At 69.5% G+C, this 19,838-nt stretch carries 23 protein-coding genes and 4 pseudogenes; 15 read left to right on the top strand and 12 right to left on the bottom strand.

The genetic code is table 11. The annotated features are described in order from the left end of the window. Window positions 1-92: 92 nt before the first annotated feature. Window positions 93-1,073 (bottom strand): protein kinase domain-containing protein, encoded by a 981-nt coding sequence (locus L1066_RS25795; RefSeq protein ID WP_235739185.1) that lies wholly within the window; start codon window positions 1,071-1,073, stop codon window positions 93-95. Window positions 1,074-1,207: 134 nt separating this feature from the next. Here L1066_RS25795 and L1066_RS25790 point away from each other — a divergent pair, with 134 nt between their 5' ends. The 9 genes from L1066_RS25790 (at window position 1,208) to L1066_RS25750 (ending at window position 6,044) form a co-directional block, all read left to right on the top strand. Beyond that, window positions 1,208-1,570, top strand: a complete 363-nt coding sequence (locus L1066_RS25790; RefSeq protein ID WP_235739184.1) for an Rv2175c family DNA-binding protein — start codon at window positions 1,208-1,210, stop codon at window positions 1,568-1,570. Next, complete coding sequence (locus L1066_RS25785) at window positions 1,567-1,992, top strand: guanyl-specific ribonuclease (protein WP_235739183.1); 426 nt, start codon at window positions 1,567-1,569, stop codon at window positions 1,990-1,992. Before L1066_RS25790 ends, L1066_RS25785 begins: the two co-directional genes overlap by 4 nt. Further along, window positions 1,989-2,441 (top strand): barstar family protein, encoded by a 453-nt coding sequence (locus L1066_RS27325; protein WP_376707736.1) that lies wholly within the window; start codon window positions 1,989-1,991, stop codon window positions 2,439-2,441. The genes L1066_RS25785 and L1066_RS27325 overlap by 4 nt, the downstream gene beginning before the upstream one ends. Window positions 2,442-2,552: 111 nt before the next feature. Beyond that, window positions 2,553-2,825 carry a hypothetical protein gene (locus L1066_RS25775; protein ID WP_235739182.1) on the top strand — a complete coding sequence of 91 codons (273 nt, stop codon included), beginning with the start codon at window positions 2,553-2,555 and terminating at the stop codon, window positions 2,823-2,825. Then, complete coding sequence (locus L1066_RS25770; protein WP_235739181.1) at window positions 2,804-3,082, top strand: hypothetical protein; 279 nt, start codon at window positions 2,804-2,806, stop codon at window positions 3,080-3,082. The genes L1066_RS25775 and L1066_RS25770 overlap by 22 nt, the downstream gene beginning before the upstream one ends. Next, entirely contained in the window at window positions 3,079-3,804 is a 726-nt protein-coding gene (locus L1066_RS25765; protein ID WP_235739180.1) for a hypothetical protein, read from the top strand. The genes L1066_RS25770 and L1066_RS25765 overlap by 4 nt, the downstream gene beginning before the upstream one ends. Continuing rightward, the gene (locus tag L1066_RS25760; protein WP_235739179.1) at window positions 3,804-4,562 is read left to right on the top strand and encodes a hypothetical protein; all 759 of its coding nucleotides are present in this window, start codon (window positions 3,804-3,806) and stop codon (window positions 4,560-4,562) included. Before L1066_RS25765 ends, L1066_RS25760 begins: the two co-directional genes overlap by 1 nt. A 101-nt stretch (window positions 4,563-4,663) precedes the next feature. Next, the gene (locus tag L1066_RS25755; RefSeq protein ID WP_235739178.1) at window positions 4,664-5,653 is read left to right on the top strand and encodes a glycosyltransferase family 2 protein; all 990 of its coding nucleotides are present in this window, start codon (window positions 4,664-4,666) and stop codon (window positions 5,651-5,653) included. 46 nt (window positions 5,654-5,699) lie between these two features. Continuing rightward, entirely contained in the window at window positions 5,700-6,044 is a 345-nt protein-coding gene (locus L1066_RS25750; protein WP_235739177.1) for a GtrA family protein, read from the top strand. A gap of 22 nt (window positions 6,045-6,066) precedes the next feature. Here the strand turns inward: L1066_RS25750 and L1066_RS25745 are convergent, their stop codons facing one another. Next, window positions 6,067-7,137 (bottom strand): polyprenyl synthetase family protein, encoded by a 1,071-nt coding sequence (locus L1066_RS25745; protein WP_235739176.1) that lies wholly within the window; start codon window positions 7,135-7,137, stop codon window positions 6,067-6,069. On the opposite strand from L1066_RS25745, the pseudogene L1066_RS25740 reads away from it, so the two are divergent. Then, window positions 7,117-7,959: pseudogene (locus L1066_RS25740) on the top strand (methylenetetrahydrofolate reductase); the annotation flags it as partial. The gene L1066_RS25745 and the pseudogene L1066_RS25740 sit on opposite strands and share 21 nt — an antisense overlap. A gap of 281 nt (window positions 7,960-8,240) precedes the next feature. Here L1066_RS25740 and L1066_RS29055 read toward each other — a convergent pair. The 5 genes and pseudogenes from L1066_RS29055 to L1066_RS25715 all read right to left on the bottom strand — a co-directional run. Further along, window positions 8,241-9,299, bottom strand: a pseudogene (locus tag L1066_RS29055) (phytoene desaturase family protein); the annotation flags it as partial. Next, on the bottom strand, window positions 9,296-9,415 hold the full coding sequence (locus tag L1066_RS25730; protein ID WP_235739175.1) for an FAD-dependent oxidoreductase: 120 nt from the start codon (window positions 9,413-9,415) through the stop codon (window positions 9,296-9,298). The pseudogene L1066_RS29055 and the gene L1066_RS25730, both read right to left, overlap by 4 nt. Window positions 9,416-9,450: 35 nt before the next feature. After that, window positions 9,451-10,044, bottom strand: coding sequence for a DUF4126 domain-containing protein (locus L1066_RS25725; RefSeq protein ID WP_235739174.1), 594 nt, complete (start codon window positions 10,042-10,044; stop codon window positions 9,451-9,453). Window positions 10,045-10,060: 16 nt separating this feature from the next. Continuing rightward, window positions 10,061-10,426, bottom strand: a complete 366-nt coding sequence (locus L1066_RS25720) for an ArsC/Spx/MgsR family protein (RefSeq protein WP_235739173.1) — start codon at window positions 10,424-10,426, stop codon at window positions 10,061-10,063. After that, window positions 10,426-10,917, bottom strand: coding sequence for a YbaK/EbsC family protein (locus L1066_RS25715; protein WP_235739172.1), 492 nt, complete (start codon window positions 10,915-10,917; stop codon window positions 10,426-10,428). Before L1066_RS25715 ends, L1066_RS25720 begins: the two co-directional genes overlap by 1 nt. A gap of 345 nt (window positions 10,918-11,262) precedes the next feature. Here L1066_RS25715 and L1066_RS25710 point away from each other — a divergent pair, with 345 nt between their 5' ends. From L1066_RS25710 to L1066_RS25700, 3 genes are all read left to right on the top strand, one after another. Further along, on the top strand, window positions 11,263-11,703 hold the full coding sequence (locus L1066_RS25710) for an SAV_6107 family HEPN domain-containing protein (RefSeq protein WP_235739171.1): 441 nt from the start codon (window positions 11,263-11,265) through the stop codon (window positions 11,701-11,703). A gap of 72 nt (window positions 11,704-11,775) precedes the next feature. Next, entirely contained in the window at window positions 11,776-12,498 is a 723-nt protein-coding gene (locus L1066_RS25705; protein ID WP_235739170.1) for a methyltransferase domain-containing protein, read from the top strand. Between the two features lie 149 nt (window positions 12,499-12,647). Beyond that, complete coding sequence (locus tag L1066_RS25700; protein ID WP_235739169.1) at window positions 12,648-13,079, top strand: SCO2097 family morphological protein; 432 nt, start codon at window positions 12,648-12,650, stop codon at window positions 13,077-13,079. On the opposite strand, the gene L1066_RS27320 is transcribed toward L1066_RS25700, so the two are convergent. The 5 genes and pseudogenes from L1066_RS27320 to L1066_RS25670 form a co-directional block, all read right to left on the bottom strand. Continuing rightward, window positions 13,027-14,883 carry a transglutaminaseTgpA domain-containing protein gene (locus L1066_RS27320; protein ID WP_312008826.1) on the bottom strand — a complete coding sequence of 619 codons (1,857 nt, stop codon included), beginning with the start codon at window positions 14,881-14,883 and terminating at the stop codon, window positions 13,027-13,029. The two genes, L1066_RS25700 and L1066_RS27320, sit on opposite strands and share 53 nt — an antisense overlap. 86 nt (window positions 14,884-14,969) lie before the next feature. Then, window positions 14,970-15,098 (bottom strand): annotated as a pseudogene (locus tag L1066_RS29050) (hypothetical protein); the annotation flags it as partial. A gap of 124 nt (window positions 15,099-15,222) precedes the next feature. Further along, window positions 15,223-15,498, bottom strand: coding sequence for a hypothetical protein (locus L1066_RS25680; protein ID WP_235739168.1), 276 nt, complete (start codon window positions 15,496-15,498; stop codon window positions 15,223-15,225). Next, the gene (locus tag L1066_RS25675; RefSeq protein ID WP_235739167.1) at window positions 15,495-16,754 is read right to left on the bottom strand and encodes a DUF58 domain-containing protein; all 1,260 of its coding nucleotides are present in this window, start codon (window positions 16,752-16,754) and stop codon (window positions 15,495-15,497) included. The genes L1066_RS25680 and L1066_RS25675 overlap by 4 nt, the downstream gene beginning before the upstream one ends. 11 nt (window positions 16,755-16,765) lie before the next feature. After that, window positions 16,766-17,696, bottom strand: a pseudogene (locus L1066_RS25670) (AAA family ATPase). Window positions 17,697-18,150: 454 nt separating this feature from the next. Between L1066_RS25670 and mraZ the strand changes: the two are divergent. Both mraZ and rsmH read left to right on the top strand, forming a co-directional pair. Then, window positions 18,151-18,579, top strand: coding sequence for a division/cell wall cluster transcriptional repressor MraZ (gene mraZ / locus L1066_RS25665; protein WP_235739166.1), 429 nt, complete (start codon window positions 18,151-18,153; stop codon window positions 18,577-18,579). 259 nt (window positions 18,580-18,838) lie between these two features. Beyond that, entirely contained in the window at window positions 18,839-19,813 is a 975-nt protein-coding gene (gene rsmH, locus L1066_RS25660; protein WP_235739165.1) for a 16S rRNA (cytosine(1402)-N(4))-methyltransferase RsmH, read from the top strand. The last annotated feature ends 25 nt before the right edge of the window (window positions 19,814-19,838 follow it).

Below are 19,838 nucleotides of genomic sequence, written 5' to 3'. Positions count from 1 at the left end.
GTTGGTCGCCGGAGGTCGGGGCACGGCGAGATGGGCCAGGTGCTCCACGTCGAAGGCGCTGGTGAGGTCGGAGGGCGCCTGACCCCCGGGTGTCACGTCGAGGGGTCACGTGCGGTGTCGTGACGGTCGTCCTCGACCGGTGTCGGTGGCTTGGAGGGCAGGAGGTCGGCGACGAGCTCGGGATCGTCGACCGTGCCGGCGAGCAGCGCGGTCCGCACGCGGCGGATCTGACGCAGCAGCACCCGGGCGTCGGCCGACCGGTGCTCCCGGTCACGGGCCGTGGCGCGCGCGACGAGGGCGTCGACGTACGCGGGGATGCCGGGGACGACCGAGGACGGTGCTGGGACGTCTTCGTGGACGTGCTTGTAGGCCACCTGGATCGGCGACTCACCTTCGTGGGGGCGCTTGCCGGTGAGGAGCTCGAAGAGCACCACGCCCAGGGCATAGACGTCGGCGCGGGTGTCGGCACGACCGTCGACGACGAGTTCCGGCGCGAGGTAGGAGACGGTGCCGATGAGCACCCCTCCGGTGGCGGTGTGCTGGGTGTCGGCGCTGATGGCCTTGGCGAGGCCGAAGTCGGCGACCTTGACCTTCGGACCCTCCGGCCCGTCGGCGATCAGCACGTTCTCGGGCTTCACGTCGCGGTGGATCAGGTTGGCCTCGTGCGCGGCGGCGAGCGCGGCGACGATCGGCTCCACCAGGGCGACGGCCTTGGTGGGCGTGAGCGGTGCGTCGTGGCGGATCACGTCACGCAGGGTGCGGCCGGGCACGTACTCCATGACGAGGAAGACAGTGCCGTTCTCCTGGCCCTGGTCGTGCACGGAGACGACGTTGGGATGGGAGAGGCGGGCGGCGTGGCGCGCCTCGCGCACGAAGCGGGCGGCGAACTCCTCGTCGTCGCCGAGACCGGCATGCATCACCTTGACGGCGACGGTGCGCTCGAGGCGCTGGTCGATGGCCTCGTAGACGGTGGCCATGCCGCCGCGGGCCACCCGGGGACCGATCAGGTAGCGACCGTCGAGCACCCGACCGACCAGTGGGTCGTCCGGGTCGGTCACACGTGCTCGATCCACGGGTCGTCCTCTACTCCTGAGCGGAAGGGAAGGGGTCCGCCGGCGCCATCCTACGTAGGCCCGGGGAGAGGTCCCCGTCACGCGTGCTGTCGGCGTGGCGGAACACGTGGCTCCGGGCCTCTAAGGTGGGAGCCATGAACGACAAGGCTCCCGAACTCGGCGATCTCGTGCCGACCTGGCTCGACTGGTCCCAAGCAGCGCAGGCGCTCGACGTCAGCGTCAACAAGTTGCGCACCATGCTCAAGGAGCACCAACTGGCCACGGCCGCTCCGCGCGAGGGCGCGGGGCTGCAGATCCCGGCAGAGATGATCCAGGACGGTCTGATCGTCAAGGGCCTGCCCGGTCTGCTCACCCTCTTCCACGACGGTGGTTGGAACGACCGCGAGTGCATCGAGTGGATCTTCACCGACCAGGAGCTGCCCGGTCGCCCGATCGACGCACTGCGGGAGAACCGGGGCTCCGAGGCCAAGCGCCGCGCCCAAGCCATCGCACTGTGACGCTCGACAAACGCACCCTCCGGGCGATCAGCACCGTGCTGGTCGCCCTCGTCGCCGTGGTCGTCTGGTGGTTCCAGGCCGGCAGTGACGAGGCCGACAAGGGGCCGGATCCGTCAGCCGTCGTTGAGGTCGACACCGAGTCCGGACTCGGTCTGGTCTCCGTCGACAGCCTCCCCGCGCAGGCCGAGGACACCCTCGACCTCATCGATGCCGGCGGTCCCTTCCCCCATGACCGTGACGGTGTGGTCTTCGGCAACTACGAGGGGATCCTGCCCCAGAAGCAGCGCGGCCACTACCACGAGTACACCGTGCCCACCCCCGGCCTCTCGCACCGCGGCGCGCGTCGGATCGTGACCGGGGACGACGGCGAGTACTACTGGACCCCCGACCACTACGCCACCTTCCTGAGGATCGACCGGTGAGCGGGCTCGCGGCACTCGTCGCCGGCCACGAGGCTCCGGACGTCTGGCGGTGGACGAGCAACCGCACCGTCGAAGAGGTACGTCGCGCGGTGGCCTCCGCCGGTTGGCGCTTCGGGGCCGTGGACGGTTGGACGCTCACCGGCCGCGACCAGGTGCTCGAGGCGATCGGTGTCGCCCTGGACTTCCCTGACCACTACGGCCGCAACCTGGACGCGTTGGCTGATTGCATCGCAGAGCTGACGACCGACACGTTGCTGCTCTGGGACGGCTGGGCCGTCCTCCTCGAGGAGGACATCGCCGGCTTCCTCGGCACGTTGGCGGTGCTGACCGACCTCAGCCGGGCCTCCGCCGCGCACCGCCGAACGGCCACCGGTGCGCTGACGCCGCGGTTCGCCGTCCTGCTGCGGGGCGATGGGCCGGAGCTGCCCGACGTGGCCACGCTCGACTGACCCGCGATGGGGTGATGCATCCCACGGCTCGCCGCGGGAGAGACCTTCGCGACACCGGATCTCGGCGCGCTGAATACGGAGTTTCGGGGGCGGCGGATAACATCTGCCCTCGTGTCCACAGGTACATCTGCTACGTCGCGCCGTCGCGTCGTCTGGGTCCTGGTGGCCGTCGTGATCGCCGTCATCGCTGCTTTCAGCAACTCCTTCGGCCGCGCCGAGCCCACCGGCAACTACCGACCCCCGCTCGCACCGGCCGCGTTGGACACTGGCTGCTATCCGTTGCCGGACGGGGTGGAGTTCGACTTCCCGTTCCAGGTCCGCCGAGACGGTGACGTCGACACGGCGGAGGGGAGCGGCGCCGGATGTGGCTGCAGTACGACCTGATCAGCGACGAGGAGGCCCGAGCCGGGCTGCTGGAGGCGTTCACACGGGCCGGTTTCACGGTGGTGAGCGACGAACCGCTCGCTGCTGAGGTGACCAAGCCAGGGGTCGGCCCGGTGTCGTGGCGCATCGCGCCGCTCGACGTGGCCGACGACGTGGCCGTGCAGGGAGACGTGCACCTCGACCTGCCGGTGGTCGAGGTGCAGTCCGACGACCCGGTCTGCTCCGACCGCTTCGCGACGAAGAGGTTCCACGGATGATCGACCGCTTGCGCGACCTCCGTCGCGGTGACCAGTTGCTGCTCGGACTGCTCCTGGCCCACGTGCTGGTGAAGCTCGCCGTCTACCCCTACGTGATGCACGCCGAGCTCATCGGTGACGAGACCTCCTACGTCAACGGCGGTCGAGCCCTCTCCAACGCGCTGCGCGACCTCGTCGCGTTCAACGGGTTCGACACCGAGGAACTCTCCCGCAACGTGGTCAGCAGCGGCTGGTTCATGCCCGGGATGATGTTCTTGTGCGCGCCGCTGTTCGTGGTGTTCCCCGACGCACCGATCGAGCTGATCCGCGGCTATCTCGGCGTGGTGTCGCTGCTGCTGTCGATCGGTGCGGTGCTGGCCGTACGCCGTACCTTCGGCATCCGCTACGCGATCGGACTCGCGGTCTTCCCCGGCCTGGTCCCCATGTGGTCGAGCTTCACCTACTCCGCCTGGGGCGACCTGACCGCCGGCATCGTCGCACTGTGGTTCCTGTGTCTGCTGGTGCCGGTGCTGCGTCGGATCCGCGACGGGGTGCCCCCGTCGTGGACCGAGGGCGCCAAGCTCGGGCTGCTGGCGATCGTGGTCGTCTACTTCCGTTCCTCCACCGCCGTGCTCACCGTCGGACTCTGTCTCGTGCTCGGGCTCGCCGTGCTCTTCCTGCTGCGCGGGCGCGAACGGGTGCGCGGCTTCCTTGCCATGGTGCTGGCCGGGGAGTCTTCGTGATGGTGCTGGCGCCGTGGTCGGTGAGTGCCTCCCGGGCCCTCGACGACCGGGTGATCACGACGACGACCGTCCAGACGGTGCGCGCCAACACCTTCGGGGACCACTACCAACTCTGCTTCGGCCGCTGCGACCCGACGAGCACGATCTGGTTCACGCCGGTGCGCTACGCCCGCGAGGTCTCGCGGGCCACCGGCGTCGGCGAGGTCGAGATGTTCGGCCAGATGTCTGCCTATGCTCGCCGTGACGTGACGCCCGAGAGCTATGCGCGTGACGTCTTCCGCAACACGTCGGCCTACCTCTTCAAGCCCGGTGGGTTCGCCATCCATCTGCAGCCACCCAATGCCGGCAAGGACTTCGGCTATTGGGCCATCGCCGGGACGACCACGGTGATGTTCTTCCTGGCGATGCTGCTCGTGCTGGGCATGTTGCTGACGATCTTCCGGACCTCCTTCGAGAACAGGTGGACCGCGATCGTGCTCAAGCTCGGCATCGGAGCGCTGCTGACCCAGCCCTTCGTGCACATCGCCGGCGCACGCTACTGGACCACCATCGCGCCGCTCATGAGCATGGCGTGCGTGCTCCTCATCGGTGAGCTGCTCAGCCGCCGCAAGGGGCAGGTGGAGCCGCTCGCCGACGTACCCGAGGGTGGGGCAGTGCTTCCCACTGCGACGGTGGCCACGTGGCTCGACCGGGTGCAGTGGGTGTTGCTCATGGGCTTCGTCGCCGTCGTGGCGGTGCTGGCAGTGCTGGCGATCTGACCCTCGGCCGGGGCCTGACGGCTCCGGCTGGAACACTGGGCCCGACGAAGTCGGTGACCTGACTGACCGACGGTGTCGGTGGATGACGTGGAGGTAAGTGGATGAGCGTGACGCCGGAGCGGGCCGACCGCCGGAAGGTCGCCTACGTCCTCCCGGTCTACGAGGAGGCCGAGAACATCGGGGTCTTCCACACCGCGATCCTGGAGTCCACTGCGACCCGCCCCGATCTCGACTTCGAGTTCGTCTACGTCAACGACGGCTCCAAGGACGACTCTCTCGATCGACTCCTCGAGCTGCGTGCCGAGGACTCCCGGGTCAGCGTGATCAGCCTGTCGCGCAACTTCGGTCACCAGATGGCCGTCACCGCGGGGCTCGACGCCGTCGCGGACGCCGATGCGGTGATCATCATGGACACCGACCTGCAGGACCCGCCGCGAGTCAGCATCGAGATGATCGAGATGTGGGAGGGCGGCGTCGATGTCGTCTTCGCGCAGCGCCGCAGCCGCAAGGACAGCGTCTTCAAGCGCTCCACGGCGTGGCTCTTCTACTGGACCCTCGACCGACTCGCCTCGATCGAGATCCCGCGCAACGTCGGCGACTTCCGCCTCATGGACGCCCGCGTCGTCGCCGAGGTCTCGCGCTACCGCGAGCACGAGCGCTTCCTGCGCGGCATCGTCGCCCATGTCGGATTCCGCCAGGAGGCGTTGCTCTTCGACCGCGACGAGCGGCATGCGGGCACCACCGGCTACCCGTTGAAGAAGATGCTGAAGTTCGCCGCCAACGGCATCCTCGGCTTCTCCACCACGCCGCTGAAGATGATCTCCCGACTCGGGTTCGTGATCTCGGGCATCAGCGTGCTGCTGGCGCTCTACGTCTTCGGTGTGCGCATCTTCAACCCCGAGGACGCCGTACCCGGTTGGGCGTTCCTCGGCGTCGGCATGTTCTTGCTCAGTGGTCTTCAGCTGATCATGATGGGCGTCATCGGCAGCTATCTCGGCCGGGTCTACGTCGAGGTCCAGGACCGGCCGCTGTATTCGGTCGCGCTCGCAGCCAGGGGTGACCGGGGCGACCGACGGGAGGCGTCGCGCTGATCCGCGATCTCTTCAGCCGCACCGTGGTGCGGTTCGCCGCGGTGGGGTGGTCAACACCGCCATCGACATGGCGCTGTTCCTGCTGCTGCAGGGGTGGCTGGGCATCGTCGCTGCCAACTTCGTCTCCACCAGCGCGGGCATGACCTTCAGCTTCCTGGTCAACGGCCGCTTCACCTTCCGGGCCGAGCGGCCGACGCTGCGCGCCGCTGGGCTGTTCCTGGCCACCACCGGCGTCACCATGTGGGTGCTCCAGCCGATCGTGATCCACCTGCTGCTGGAGTTCCTCGACACCATGTGGCTGGTGAAGTTCCTGGCGATCGGGGTCAGTTTCGTCGCCAACTTCCTCGCCTACCGGTTCGTCGTCTGGCCAGTACGACACCGGAAGGCCTGAACGCCCGGTTCCCGGGCCGGGGTCAGAGGGTACGACGTGTGGCCGCGTCGGCGAGCTGGCGCAGCGGTCCCCGGGCCTCGGCACGGAAGGGACCCTCCTCGAGAGCGCGTAGCGAGGTCGTGGTGAGCTCGTCGATGAGCTCCTCGACGCGCTCGGCGGCACCCGAGTCGCGGATCAGGCCGCGGAGCTCCTCGACCTCGGCGTCGGTGAGTGCCGTGCCCAGCGCCGAGTCGAGCCGGTCGTGGTCGGCGCTCTCGAGCGCTGCGAGGGTGTGGGCGACCAGCACGGTGCGCTTGCCCTCGACGAGGTCGTCGCCGGCCGGCTTGCCGGTGACCGCCGGGTCGCCGAAGACGCCCAGCTGGTCGTCGCGCAGCTGGAAGGCCTCGCCGAGAGGCAGCCCGTAGCCGGTGAGGGCCTCGAGCTGTTCGGGAGTCGCGCCGGCCAGGGCGGCGCCGATGTGGAGCGGACGTTCGATGGAGTACTTCGCCGACTTGAAGCGCAGCACCGTCATGGCAGTGGTGACATCGGCCTTGCCGCGGGCCTGCACCGAGACGTCGAGGAACTGCCCAGCGACCACCTCGGAGCGGCACAGGTCGAAGACGTCGAGTGCGGGACCGACCCGTTCCAGGGGCAGGCCGCACCGGCGCAGCAGTTCGTCGGCCCACGTGAGCAGGAGGTCACCCAGCAGGATCGCCGTTGCGGCGCCGTACTGCTCGGGGTCACCGGGGAGACCGAGGGAGCGGTGGTGCGCGGCGAACGCCCGGTGGGTGGCGGGGCGGCCACGTCGGGTGTCGGAGGCGTCCATGTAGTCGTCGTGCACCAGCGCGCTGGCGTGCAGCACCTCGAGGGCGGCGCAGGCTCGGAGGAGCGCGGCCGGGTCAGTGGGTTCGGCGACGGCTTGGTGGCCCCACCAGCAGAAGGCGGCCCGCAGCCGCTTGCCACCACTGAGAGCGATCCGAGCCTCGTCGAGCAGGAGCGTGGCGTCCGGCCCCAAGGCGGCGAGGCGGATCGCCTGCTCGTCGACGAAGGCGTCGAGGGTCTGCTGCACCTGGTCGGCGAAGGCGGACACGTCATGGGCGGGCTCGGCGGTCACACTCCAGAGGGTAGTGATCGTGTTTCCCTGCGTGGACAGGGGTCGGCGTCCGTGCCCGGGACGCCTATGCTTCGAGCCATGGCAGCGCACGAGCCCCAGCACATCGGGGAGTTGGTCCGCAACGGCGGTCGATCCTTCTCCTTCGAGTTCTTCCCGCCCAAGGACGAGGCGGGCGAGGCGCAACTGTGGCAGGCGATCAAGGACCTCGAGCCCTACCGGCCGACCTTCGTCTCCGTGACCTACGGCGCTGGCGGCAGCACCCGCGACAAGACGGTCGCGATCACTGGCCGCATCGCCCGCGAGACCTCGATGCTGCCGATGGCCCACCTGACCTGTGTGGGCCATACCCGTGCCGAGATCGAGAACATCCTCGACGCCTACAGCTCCGAGGGCGTCAACCACGTGATGGCGTTGCGGGGAGACCCGCAGGAGGGTCCGCGTGCGGAGTGGACGCCCACCGAGGGTGGACTCAACTACGCCATCGACCTGGTCGAGCTGGCCCGCTCACGCAGCAACTTCCGGGTCGGCGTGGCCGCCTTCCCCGAGGGGCACCCCTCGGCGCGCTCACTCGACGACGACGCCGACGTGCTGGTCGCCAAGGCGAGGGCCGGCGCCGACTTCGCGGTGACCCAGATGTTCTTCCGTGCCTCTGACTACTTCGAGCTGGTCGAGCGGGTCCGTGCGCGCGGGGTCGACATCCCGATCCTGCCGGGCATCATGCCGATCCTCAACCTCAACGCGATCCGTCGCCAGGGCGAGTTGATCGGCACGAGTGTCCCCGAGGACGTCGTCGCCCGGATCAGCGCCAACGAGGGCGATCCCGCGGCCGTGCGCGCCGAAGGCATCAAGGTCGCCGCCGAGCTCTGCGACGAGTTGTTGGCCGGGGAGCCCCGGGCCTGCACTTCTACACCCTCAACCGGTCCAAGGCGACGTTGGAGATCTTCGAGGCGCTGCAGATCACCGTCTGAGTCAGACGTCGCCGATCTCCTGCGCGACGAGCGCACCCGACAGACCGACGTACGGCAGGCCCGAACCGGGGTGGCGTGCGCTCCGGCCGCGAAGACTCCCGGGATCGGGGTGCGGGTGGAGAGCCGGTCACGCAAGGTGCTGCGGCCCTGCCACAGCACGCCCATGGGTGAGCCCCGCCAGTGCTCGACCTGGGCGCGTGGCGACTGGTCGATGCGCACCTCCACGTGGTCACGCAGGTTGAGGCCGCGGCGGGTGAGGGCGATGACGATGTCCTCCGACAGCAGGCCGCGACCCAGGATCGTGACGGCGCGAGCGCCGTCGGGGGCGCGGACCCCGGCGCGCACCACCAGCATCGGGTCGCCGTGGAAGACCGCTTCGGTGGGGATCTCGGGGAGGTCGTCGCCGGTCAGCCCCAGGTGGCAGACCACCGGCGGGATGGCCGGCAGAGTACGCCGCACGTGCGGGGCGAGTGCCGGGAGCAGCCGGGGGTCGATCGCGCACACGACGCGATCGGCGTCGATCTCGCCGGAGTCGGTCGCCACCGCCACGGCCCTGCCGTCACGCACCACGATGTCGGTGACCGTGGTGCCGGTGCGCACGTCGACCTTGCGGGTGGCCAGTCGGTTGGTCATCACCTCGGCCAGGAGGCCCATCCCGCCGGGTACGGTCCAGGCACCGAAGTTCTGCTCCAGGTAGGAGACGACACCGGCCCATGCCGGCACGTCACGCGGGTCGTGGCCCTCGATGACGAACGGGTGGGCCGCCATCAGACGCAGCCGGTCGTCCTTGCCCCTGAAGGACGACTTGACGCGCTTGGCCACGGATTCGCGAGTGAAGATCCGATGGACGACGGCCTTGTCGGTGACCTCGGGACGCCACGGACGCTCGAAGTAGTTGCGCCTCAGTACGTCCCAGTCGTCGGCGAACGCGCCGACGTACGCCGCCCACTGGTCTCCCAGCCCCGGTCCCAGTTGGTCGATCGCGTCGATCTGGGCCGCACGGGAGCCGCCGGGCAGGGCGACGGAGCTGCCGTCGGCGAAATGGTGCTCGCGAATGATCTCGCGCGGTACCAGCTCGAGTTCACGCTCCAAGGGGCGACCGGACTTGCGGAAGAGGTCGCGGATGACTGCAGGCAGCAGGGTGCTGGTCGGACCGGCGTCCCAGGCGAAGCCCTCGGACTCGACGAACGTCAGTGCGCCGCCGAGCTGGGGAGGCGTTCGACCACGGTGACCTCATGCCCCCGCTTGGCGAGCCTTGCCGCCGCCGCCATGCCACCGAAGCCCCCACCGATCACCACCACACGCGCCATGCGTCGAACCCTAGAGGTGGGGCCTCCGGCGTGCCTCAGCGGATGCGCGGTACGGCGGGCGGTCGGCGGCTGCGCCAGCGTCGTAGTCCGCGGCGGACCAGGTTGACGGCGAACCAGAGCAGCACGGCGCCGGTCACCAGCAGGAAGGCGGCGATGACGGCGGCGAGTTCCGGGTGCGCGACGGCGAACCAGACGACACCGAGCACCGTGAGGTCCTCGAGGGTGCTGGCGATGGTGTTGGTGACTGGTTCGGGAGAGGTGTTGATGGCCAGTCGACCACCCATCTTGACCACGTGGGAGGCAAGCGCGGTGCCGCCGCCGACGACGCCGGCCACCGCGGCATTGAGGGTGTCGACCTCGCCGGCGAGGAGCACCCCGATCACCGCGCCGACGGTGGGTCGGACCGCAGTGGAGATCGCGTCCCACGTCGAGTCGATCAGTGGGATCTTGTCGGCGACGAACTCCATGGTGAAGAGGGCGGCCGCGATGAGCAGCACGTCCCAGCGGCCGAGGACGTCGGGGATCTGGTCATGGCCGGCGCGTTCGGCGGTGCCGAGCACGAGGACGACGAGGTAGGCGTTGACGCCGCTCGCCCAGCCGCTGGAGAAGACCAGCGCCAAGGACTCCATGTCTGCTGATCGACCGTCAGGAGGCGGACTCGACCACGCGGGCCAGCGTCTCGGTGTCACGGGCGACCACGGCGGTGCCGTCGTCGAGAGTGATGATGGGGCGCTGGATCAGTCGGGGATGCTCAGCCAGTGCGATGATCCACTGCGTGCGGTGCTCGGTGTCCTTGGGCACCTGCCTGAGGCCGATCTCCTTGGCGATCGGCTCGGTGGTGCGGGCGATGTCCCACGGCTCGAGGCCGAGGCGCTCCAGCACGTCGGTGATCTCGGCGACCGTCGGTGGCTGTTCGAGATAGCGACGCTGCACGTAGTCGGCTCCGGCCCGGTCGAGTTCGGAGACTGCGGTGCGGCACTTGGAGCAGGCGGGATTGATCCAGATCTCCATCAGTTGACCTCGATCTCCTGGGCGCCGGTCATCGCGACCAGCTCGTCGAAGGTGGTGCTGAAGACGGCGGCCGGATGGCCGGCTGCCGCCCACAGCACCTGGTGGTGGCGCAGCGCGGTGTCGATCCAGGTCGGCAGGGGCCGGGGATGGGCGAGTGGGGAGACGCCGCCGATCACCTGGCCGGTGTGCTCCTTGACGAAGTCGGGCTTGGCCCGGGTCAGGGGCCCGGTGTGCTCGGCGACCTTGGCGGTGTCGACCCGGTGGGCGCCACTGGTCAGGATCAGCCGCGGCGCGCCATCGGAGGCGAAGAGCAGGCTGTTGGCGATCGCCCCGACCTCGCAGTCGAGCGCCTCCGCGGCCAGGGCTGCGGTGTGCACCGTGTCGGGCAGCACCACGATCCGGCCGGTGCCACCACGTGCAGTCAAGGCCTCCCGGAACCTGGCCACGGTCGGATGCGCTGCCGTCTGCCCTGCCTTCTGCTCCGCAGTCATGACGACACCCTAGAGCGCGGCGACCACGAAGGTTCAGGAGAACCGCCGCCGTGGGGTTGAGCTGTGTCGGAGGGGGCGTGTACGTTTGGCCGTGTCGAACATATGTTCGACACTCCCGGCGGGAGCGTCCTCGACCCTCGCTCCCGCCGGGCACAACGCAGGGGTCGAGGCGCAAGGGTCGAAACGTTGGGTCGAGTCAGCCAGCAACAGCTCTGGGGAAGGAGCAACCTATGCGCAGACATGACGATCCCGTGGAGGTCAGGGGAGCACGTCGTGGGGGATCCGTGGCGTGATCGCCCACGCCCCGTCCGATGGCAGTTGGCAACGGGTCGGGTGCGACGCCTGATGATCGGCCACCTCCACACCCTGCCCGAAGCCACGCTCAGCTGCCTGGAGCGCTCTGCGGAGTCCCTGCATGAGGCGATCATCGCGAGCGACACCTGCACCCGCTACGCGTGCGCCCACGTGGCTGCCCTGCGGGCTGCCTCCGCGTTGATCGCTGCCCGGGCGCGGCCGGGCCGGGCCGGGCGCCGACAGCTCAATGCTTGGGTGCTGCTGCGTCAGGTGGCTCCCGAGCTGGAGGAGTGGGCCACCTTCTTCGCTGCCGGCTCCGCCAAGCGGGCTGCGGCGGAGGCAGGGGCGTCACGGGTGGTCAGTGAACGTGAGGCCGACGACCTCGTTCGCGAGGCCGATCGCTTCCTGGCCGTCGTCGAACGTTCGCTGGGACTGTTGCCACACGTGCCCTGGGAACGCCAGGTTCCCTGGCGATCGACCTGCGGGGCTTGAGCCAGCGCCACACCGCGCGCCACGGCCCGGGAGTCCCCGAAAGGGTCAGCGCCCCCGGTTAGTCTGTGGAGCATGTCTGCTGCTGAGCGTCGCGGCGCCGCCCGCACCGCCGTTGTCTGGGACGACCTGCGGGAGGTGCTCGCTGACGCGGGCGCCGTCGTCGACATCGGCGGTGGCACGGGTGGTTTCGCGGTGCCGGTGGCTGAACGCGGCCACCGGGTCACCGTGGTCGACCCCAGTCCCGATGCGCTCGCGGCACTGGCCCGACGGGCCGCCGAGAGCGGTGTGGCCGATCGCGTGGTCGGCGTCCAGGGCGACCTGCACGACCTGGCTGACGTCATCGAGCCGGGCAGTGCCGACCTGGTGCTGTGTCACGGCGTGCTTGAGGTGCTGCCCGACCCGAGCGAGGCGCTCGCCAAGATCCATGACGTGCTCCGCCCCGGTGGTGCGCTCAGCCTCGTCGTCGCCCAACGCCACGCAGCGGTGCTCGCCCGAGCGATGGCTGGCCACTTCGCCCAGGCGCTCGCTCTGCTCGACGGGGGCGAGGACCCCGAGCCGGGCCGCGGCGTGCGGCGCCGCTTCACCGCCGACGAGGTCGTCGAGTTGCTGCGGGGAGTGGGGTTCACGCCCGGGGATCCGCACGGGGTGCGGGTCTTCGCCGACCTCGTCCCCGGGTCGTTGCTCGACCTCGAGCCCGGCGGGCACCAGGCGTTGGTTGCGCTCGAGGCTGCGGTCGCCCAGCGCCGGGAGTTCCTGCCGCTGGCTGCTCAGGTGCACGTGCTCGCCACCCGCTGAGGTCGCCGCTTCGCCTCTCCTCGGGGCCGTCGGGGGATGTCGAGCCTCCACGGAAAAGTCACAAATCGGGGATGCGGCTACCGCCTTTGACTTCGGCTGCCTAGACTTGTCCCAACGCCAACAGGCGTCTCGTCGTTGGGAGGAATCCGGTGCCACTCTCCGAAGAGGAGTTGAGACTTCTCGAGCAGATGGAGCGAGCCCTCTCCGAGGAGGACCCGAAGTTCGCTTCCACGTTGCGCGGCACGACTGTCCGCCAGGTGGCGCGTCGCAGGGCCGTCCTCGCCGGGGTCGCCTTCCTTGTCGGTATTGCCGTGCTGATGACTGGCGCGATCATGGCGCAGATCCCTGTCGGGGTCATCGGTTTCGTGATCATGCTGGCCTCGGCCACCTGGGGGCTCACCGCGTTGCGTGGTCAGAGCGCCAATCCTGATGCGCCCGCTGCCAAGGAGACCAAGCACACCGGGTTCTCCGTCGTCGACGGCGGCAAGAAGTCGCGTTCGCGTTCGCGCTCCCACTCCGACACCTCCTTCATGGAGCGCATGGAAGAGCGCTGGCGACGCCGGCGCGACCAGGGTTTCTGACCGCCGGCTCGCATCGCCGTGAGTGATCACGCGTAGGAGATCGTCGGCGGGTTCCGGCCAGATCCGCGCGCCCTCGACCGCGATCGGGGCGCTCTCGGCTACTTGCTGAGGACGGAGCAGGGGAACCAGGTGGCGCGCCGCCTGGCCCGAGGGTGGCCCCGGCATGCAGGGCGGCGGTGCTCGTGCGCACCAGCTCTGCGAGCTCGGTGCGATCCGGCGGGGCGGAGGCGGGGGCATAGCGCTCCCGCTCGAGCAGGGCAACCAGCCTCTCGACTGCTTGGGCTGCGGTCGGGTTAGCCAGGGGGCCCGTCGCAGGGCGTTGTTCGCGTGCCGGCGGCGGTACGGCGCCCAACCAGTCCATGACCGCACGTCCGGTGTCGCGTGGGCTCCGGTGCTCGGGCCAGGCACGGCCGAGGTCCGAGGCGACGTCGTGGACCTCCAGCCAGGCTTGTTCGACGTCGCCGGTGGCCAGCCTGCGGTGGGTGCGGCGACGGCGTACCCACCCGGGCGCTACGGGAAGCAGCAGGAGGAGCAGCGCTACCGGGATCAGCCCGAGCCAAGCGAGGTTGAACCCGTCCTTCTCGGAGCCCTTGCGCGCGGGTGCCGCGTCTTCGGGAGCGGTCGGCTCCTGTGTCGGCTCCTGGGTGGGGTCCTGGGAGGGCGCCGACGTGGTCGGGGCCTCGGTCGGCTCGTTGGGCCGTGGGCCGTCCTCGCCGCTCCCGACCGTGTATTCGGGCACCACGGTGGCCCGGTCCTGCGGGGTCGGCTCGAACATCACCCAGCCGTAGCCGTCGAACCACAGCTCGGGCCATGCGTGCATGTCGTGACTGCTGAACTCATAGGTGTCGGTGGCGATCCGGTCGGGACGGAGGAGGCCGACCGAGACCCGGGCCGGGATGCCCAAGGAGCGAGCCATCAGTGCCATCGATGCTGCGAACTGCTCGCAGTAGCCGACCCTGCCGTCCTCGGAGAGGAAGCGCTGCAGGGCGGCGTTGCCGTTGCCGACCACGGCTCCTTCGTCGGTCTCCAGCGAGTAGGTGAAGTTCTCGGGGCTGCGGAACCAGTTCTGGAGTGCCACCGCCTTGTCGTAGCTCGACTCACGGCCGTCGGTGACCTCCTCGGCCAGCCGGTGGACGATCTCGGGCAGGTCGTCGGGCAATGAGGTGTAGTCACGCACCATGGACGATGTCGGGGGCCGTGCGCCGGCCAGCGCCTCCTGGTCGATCTCCGGGCGGGACTCCACGAGCTCGTAGGAGAGTCCCGCCGTGGTGATGTCGTCCTCGGCGGAGTGGAAGTCCATCACCGAGCGGTCGTAGCGCCAGTCGGTCCCGGCTCGGGCCTGGGAGACCACGAGCGGAGTGGGCAGCCACAACGACGAGAAGGAGTCGTTGATCTGCACGGTCATGTCGCGGTTCTCGCGCGGCACCCTCGACTCCAGTCCCACGGGCGCCGGCACCGGGCCGGTGGCGGCATTCGCGGCTGGCAGGTCGCGGTCGCCGGGGCGCCACGTGCCGCCGCTGTACTGGGTCAGCGCGGTGATCCGCAGATAGGTGGGTCGGATCCCGACCGCGGTGACCTGCATGAGGGGGATGTCCTCACCACGTTGGAGGTCACGGTGGAGATCGGCCATCGGGTTGGTGATCTGCACTTCGTTGTCGCCTCCGCCGCCGCTGCCGTCACCGTTGAAGAGTGCGAGGCTGAAGGTCGGCACGGCCAGGGAGACGACCAGGGCCGCGACGACGGCGACCGTTCCGATGGCCACGGGATGGCGTCCGGGGTCGACTCCGTCGAAGGCCCGGAAGATGTCGTTGTCACGGGGGTGCCGAAGACCCGGCCCCAGTTGCCGATCCTGATGCTTTCCTGGAGACAGAGCATCAGGAGGAAGCAGGCGGCGGTTGCGGCGAAGAGGAGCCAGTGCACCCCGACGTCCTCGTGCACGCTGATCGGGACGGTCTGGATCGCGAGGAGGGGCAGGCCTGCCAAGGGCACCCGACGCAGCGTGACGGCGAAGAAGTCCACCAGCAGGTGCAGCACCAGCGCGCCGAGCAGCGGTGCCGCGACCGCCTCGTCGACGGTGCCGGGGACCGGGGAGCCCACTGGCCGAGGGAGGAGATCGAGGCATCGAGATGACGCACGACCTCGGTCAGGGAATCGGGGTCGGCCATGCCGAGCTGCCCCACACCACGTTGGCGGCGAGGAAGATCCCCAGCAGCTGTACGCCGACCACGACCACCGCAGGCAGTCGGGCGAGTCGGCTGAGCACGCCGAGCACCGAGACCAGCACGATGCCGCCGGCGAGCGGCACCAGCAGGTCGCCGGCGCGTTCGTAGAAGGTGCCCCAGGCCAAGAAGGCCACGATGCTGGTGAGCGCCGTCGCCGCGGTGAGGGGCAGGGTGTGCAGGAGGGAGGAGCGGCTCACGGTGTGTCTCCCGATGGCAGGTTCGGGCGGCGTCCGGCCCGTCGGCCGAGCTCCTTCCACAGCGCGGGGAGCGAGTCTCCCGGGCCGACGGAGACGGCGGTCCAACCGAGGCCGGAGAGCCAGGCGGCGTCACCGGCCCCGCTGCGGCCCCGCCACTGCTCGACATCAAGAGCGAGCGCCAGTGGATGACTGCCGTGCAGCCGCATCCGCCGCAGGGCGGCGTGGTCGTGGTCGTCGAGATGCCCCAGCACGGCGATCAGCAGGGCATCACTGTGCTGTTCGACCAACCAGTCGGTGCCCAGGTGGGAGCGAGGGGTCTGCTGCATGACCGCCAGCGACTCCAGCACGGTGCCCATGCTCTGCGCGACGTCGCGCTCATGCCAGGTGCGGTCGGGATCGGTGCCGTCCGCGGTCACCAGCCGCACCTGGAAGCCACTGCGGGTCAGATGGGCCGCGATGGACGCAGCCGCCACCACTGCGGTCTCGAGCGACGATGCCGGGCCGCTGCCCCGGTGGGCGATCGTCCGGTTGTCGACGAGGACGGTCGCACGTGACTGCCACGGCTGCTCCTCGCGGCGCACCATCAGCTCACCTCGGCGCGCCGAGCTGCGCCAGTGCACCCGACGCAGGTCGTCGCCCGTGCGGTAGTCGCGCACGGTGACGTCCTCGGCGCTGCCGGTGGCGAAGGCGCGTGGTCGGTTGTCGCCCGAGCCGACCCAGACACCTCCCACCGGGATGTCGGGGAGGGCGAGCGTGCGGGGCGTGACGACGAGGGGAACGGTGCCGGGTACCAACCGTTGCAGCTCGACCATGCCGAAGGGATCCTGGATGCGGACGGCGAGGGGCCCGATGTCGAAACGACCGCGCACGTCGGAGCGCACGGCGCAGGACATCGTCCGCGTCTGGCCCGGTCTCATGCCGTCGACGACGAAGCGCGGGCGGGTGCCCAAGGCGTAGGGGAGACGTTCCTCCAGCAGCAGCAAGCCGGTGGACCGCTTGCCCTGGTTGGTCAGCTGCAGGCGCACCTCGGCAGGCTGGCCGGCGGCGACCAGCAAGGGGTGCACGCTCCGCTCGAGCCGCAGTGAGACCTTGGTGCGGCCCACGACGAACGCGCACAACAGCGGCAGCACGGCCAGCAGCAGACCGATGCGCATCAGCGCCGGCTGTCCCAGCACCGCCGCTGCCGCCGCGGCCGTCAAACCCGCCGCGAAGAAAGAGCGTCCGCGAGTGGTGAGGCCCTGCAGTCCGGTGCGCACGTCAAGCCGGCTCAGGAGGGAGTGGGCACGGGCACGGCGGCGATCAAGCCCTTGAGGATCGCATCGGCGTTGCGTCCCGACATCGCGGCTTCGACGCTGGGCACCAGGCGGTGGGCGAGCACCGGGTGAGCCATGGCGACGAGGTCGTCCGGAATCACGTAGTCACGACCGCTCAGCGCCGCACTCGCCTTGGCCGCCCGGACGATGTGCAACGTGGCGCGGGGCGAGGCACCCAGGCTGAGCTCGGGTGTACTGCGGGTGGCTGTCGTGATGGACACCGCGAAGCGGAGCACCGCGTCAGCGGTGTGCACCGACTGCACGGAGCTGATCAGCTTGCTCATCTCGGCGGTGTCGGTGACCGACTCGAGGTCGTCGAGAGGGGAGCGGTCGGCCCGGTTCTTGAGCATGGCGATCTCGGCAGTGGCCACGGGGTAGCCCATCGACACGCGGGCCATGAAGCGATCACGCTGGGCCTCGGGGAGCGCGTAGGTGCCCTCCATCTCGATCGGGTTCTGGGTGGCGATCACCATGAAGGGCGTCGCCAAGGGGTAGGTCGCATTGTCGACCGTGACCTGCTGCTCCTCCATGCACTCCAACAGTGCGGACTGGGTCTTGGGGAGGCCCGGTTGATCTCGTCGCCGACCACGATGTTGGCGAAGATCCCCCGGGGCGGAACTCGAACTGGCGCGTCTCCTGGTTGTAGACGCTCACGCCGGTCACGTCGGACGGCAGCAGGTCGGGGGTGAACTGGATTCGGCGCACCGAGGCGTCGATGGAACGGGCGAGTGCCTTGCTCAGCATCGTCTTGCCGACGCCGGGCACGTCCTCGATCAGGAGGTGTCCTTCCGCGAGCATGACCGCGACTGCCGTCCGGACGACCTCGGTCTTGCCCTCGATGACCGTCTCGATGTTGGTGCGGATCCGGTTCGCGACGCGCACCACCGCATCCAGGTCGCCTGCCACCGCTGCCACATGTCCTCCACTCGCCGTGCTTGGGATCAGTCAACCGTACGGCGCAACTGGTCGCCTGCGTCCCCCGCTGCCGTCGATTTCTCCCACGGGCGCCTGCGCCTTCTCGCGGCCGCCGCGCAGAGGATGCACCCCGCCGATCTCCACCACGGCTCCCCACTGCTCCGCCAAGGGCAACAGGGCGACGGTTCGAAGCCTCTGTTCCCCACTCCTTGCTCCACTTCGCCCCACCACGCCCCTCCACCCCCGCTCGTACGCCGTCGCTGAGCGTGATCTGCCGCCTGTGGCCGGTCGGGTTCGACCTGCGACGCGCTCCGTGGAGGGCGCGAAACTGCGCTCCCGACACGCTCCGCATGGTTGACGGTGGGGGAAAGTGGCGTAAAGTGGGGGAAGTGGAGGAAGACTGGCGCTGAAGGGATGGTGACCGATGTTTTTCGGCACCTTCACCCCGAAGCTCGACGACAAAGGTCGTCTCTTCCTCCCGGCGAAATTCAGGGACGAACTCAAGGAGGGCCTCGTGGTCACAAGGGGGCAGGAGCGGTGCCTCACCGTCTGGTCCCTCGACGACTTCGCGACCCTCACCGAGCGACTCAAGGAAGCCCCGGTCACCAACCGGGGTGCGCGTGACTACGTCCGCATGCTCTTCTCCGCGGCCTCCCAGGAGACCCCGGACAAGCAGGGGCGGATCACCCTCCCGCAGGTGCTGCGGGAGTACGCCTCGATCAACCGCGAGGTGATGGTGATCGGCGCGATGAACCGACTGGAGATCTGGGACCCGACTGCTTGGCGGAGCTACTCCGAGGAGCAGGAGTCCAAGTTCTCCGAGATCAGTGACGAAGTGTTCCCCGGCTTCTGAATGCACCACGTCTGAGCCGCTCTGCGCCACAACTCCACAACTGGTTCACAACGCGAGGTCTCGCGCCCGCTCCCACACCCGCCTTCTGGGGCACCTTCCCCGGTTCCAGACGACGGGCTTCCCAAGGGGAGCGGGCAGGGACCTGGCGAGGTGAACCGCCCACCACCAACAACGCCAGGGGTCATCACATGAAGCAGTACGTCGGCACACCACCGACGACTCGACGCGCCCACCACCAGGGACGTCGGGACTGATCGGCATGACCTCTCCCCGCCACGTCCCCGTCATGCTTGACCGGGTCGTCGCGCTGCTCGAGCCCACCCTGGCCACCCCCGGTGCCGTCGTCGTCGACTGCACCCTCGGTCTGGGCGGCCACAGCGAGGCGTTGCTCCAGGCGTTCCCCGAGTGCCGGCTGGTCGGCATCGACCGCGACTTGCACGCGCTGGAGCTCAGTCGGCAACGGTTGGCCCCGTTCGGCGAACGCGCCACCCTCGTGCACGCGGTCTACGACGAGATCGGTGAGGTGCTCGGCAATCTCGGCATCCCCGGTGTCCACGGCATCTTCTTCGATCTCGGCGTCTCCTCGATGCAGCTCGACGAGGCCGAGCGTGGCTTCGCCTACGCCAAGGACGCACCGCTCGACATGCGGATGGACGACTCCCGCGGACGCACCGCGGCGGACGTGCTCAACGAGGCTTCGGTCGGTGAGCTCACCCGGATCCTCCGGGTCTACGGCGAGGAGAAGTTCGCTCGCCGTATCGCCGAGCACGTCGAGCGGGCGCGTCAGGTCGAACCGTTCACCACGTCGGGCCGGTTGGTGGAGCTCTTGTACGACGCCATCCCCGCGCCCGCGCGACGGACCGGAGGACACCCGGCCAAGCGGACCTTCCAGGCCCTGCGGATCGAGGTGAACGACGAGCTTCGGGTGCTGGAGCGGGCGATCCCCGCTGCGCTCGACGCGGTGGTCGTCGGTGGCCGGGTGGTCGTGGAGTCCTACCAGTCCTTGGAGGACCGGCTGGTCAAGCAGGCCTTCACCGCGGTCACCCGCAGCGAGGTGCCGCCGGACATGCCCTTCGTCCCGGAGGGGATGGAGCCCAGGTTCAAGGCGGTCATCCGCGGCGCCGAGCAGGCCACTGACGACGAGACGGACATCAATCCCCGCGCCGCGTCGGTCCGACTCCGGGCCGTCGAGCGCGTCCACGCAGGCGAGACGAGCAAGGAGGGGCGCGCGTGAGTGAGTGGAGCGAGCGAACCGTTCG

It is taken from the genome of Nocardioides alcanivorans (genome assembly GCF_021555175.1).
Lineage (GTDB): Bacteria > Actinomycetota > Actinomycetes > Propionibacteriales > Nocardioidaceae > Nocardioides > Nocardioides alcanivorans.
Note: the sequence above shows the minus strand (reverse complement) of the source record. Positions and strands in the feature narration are given on the sequence as shown.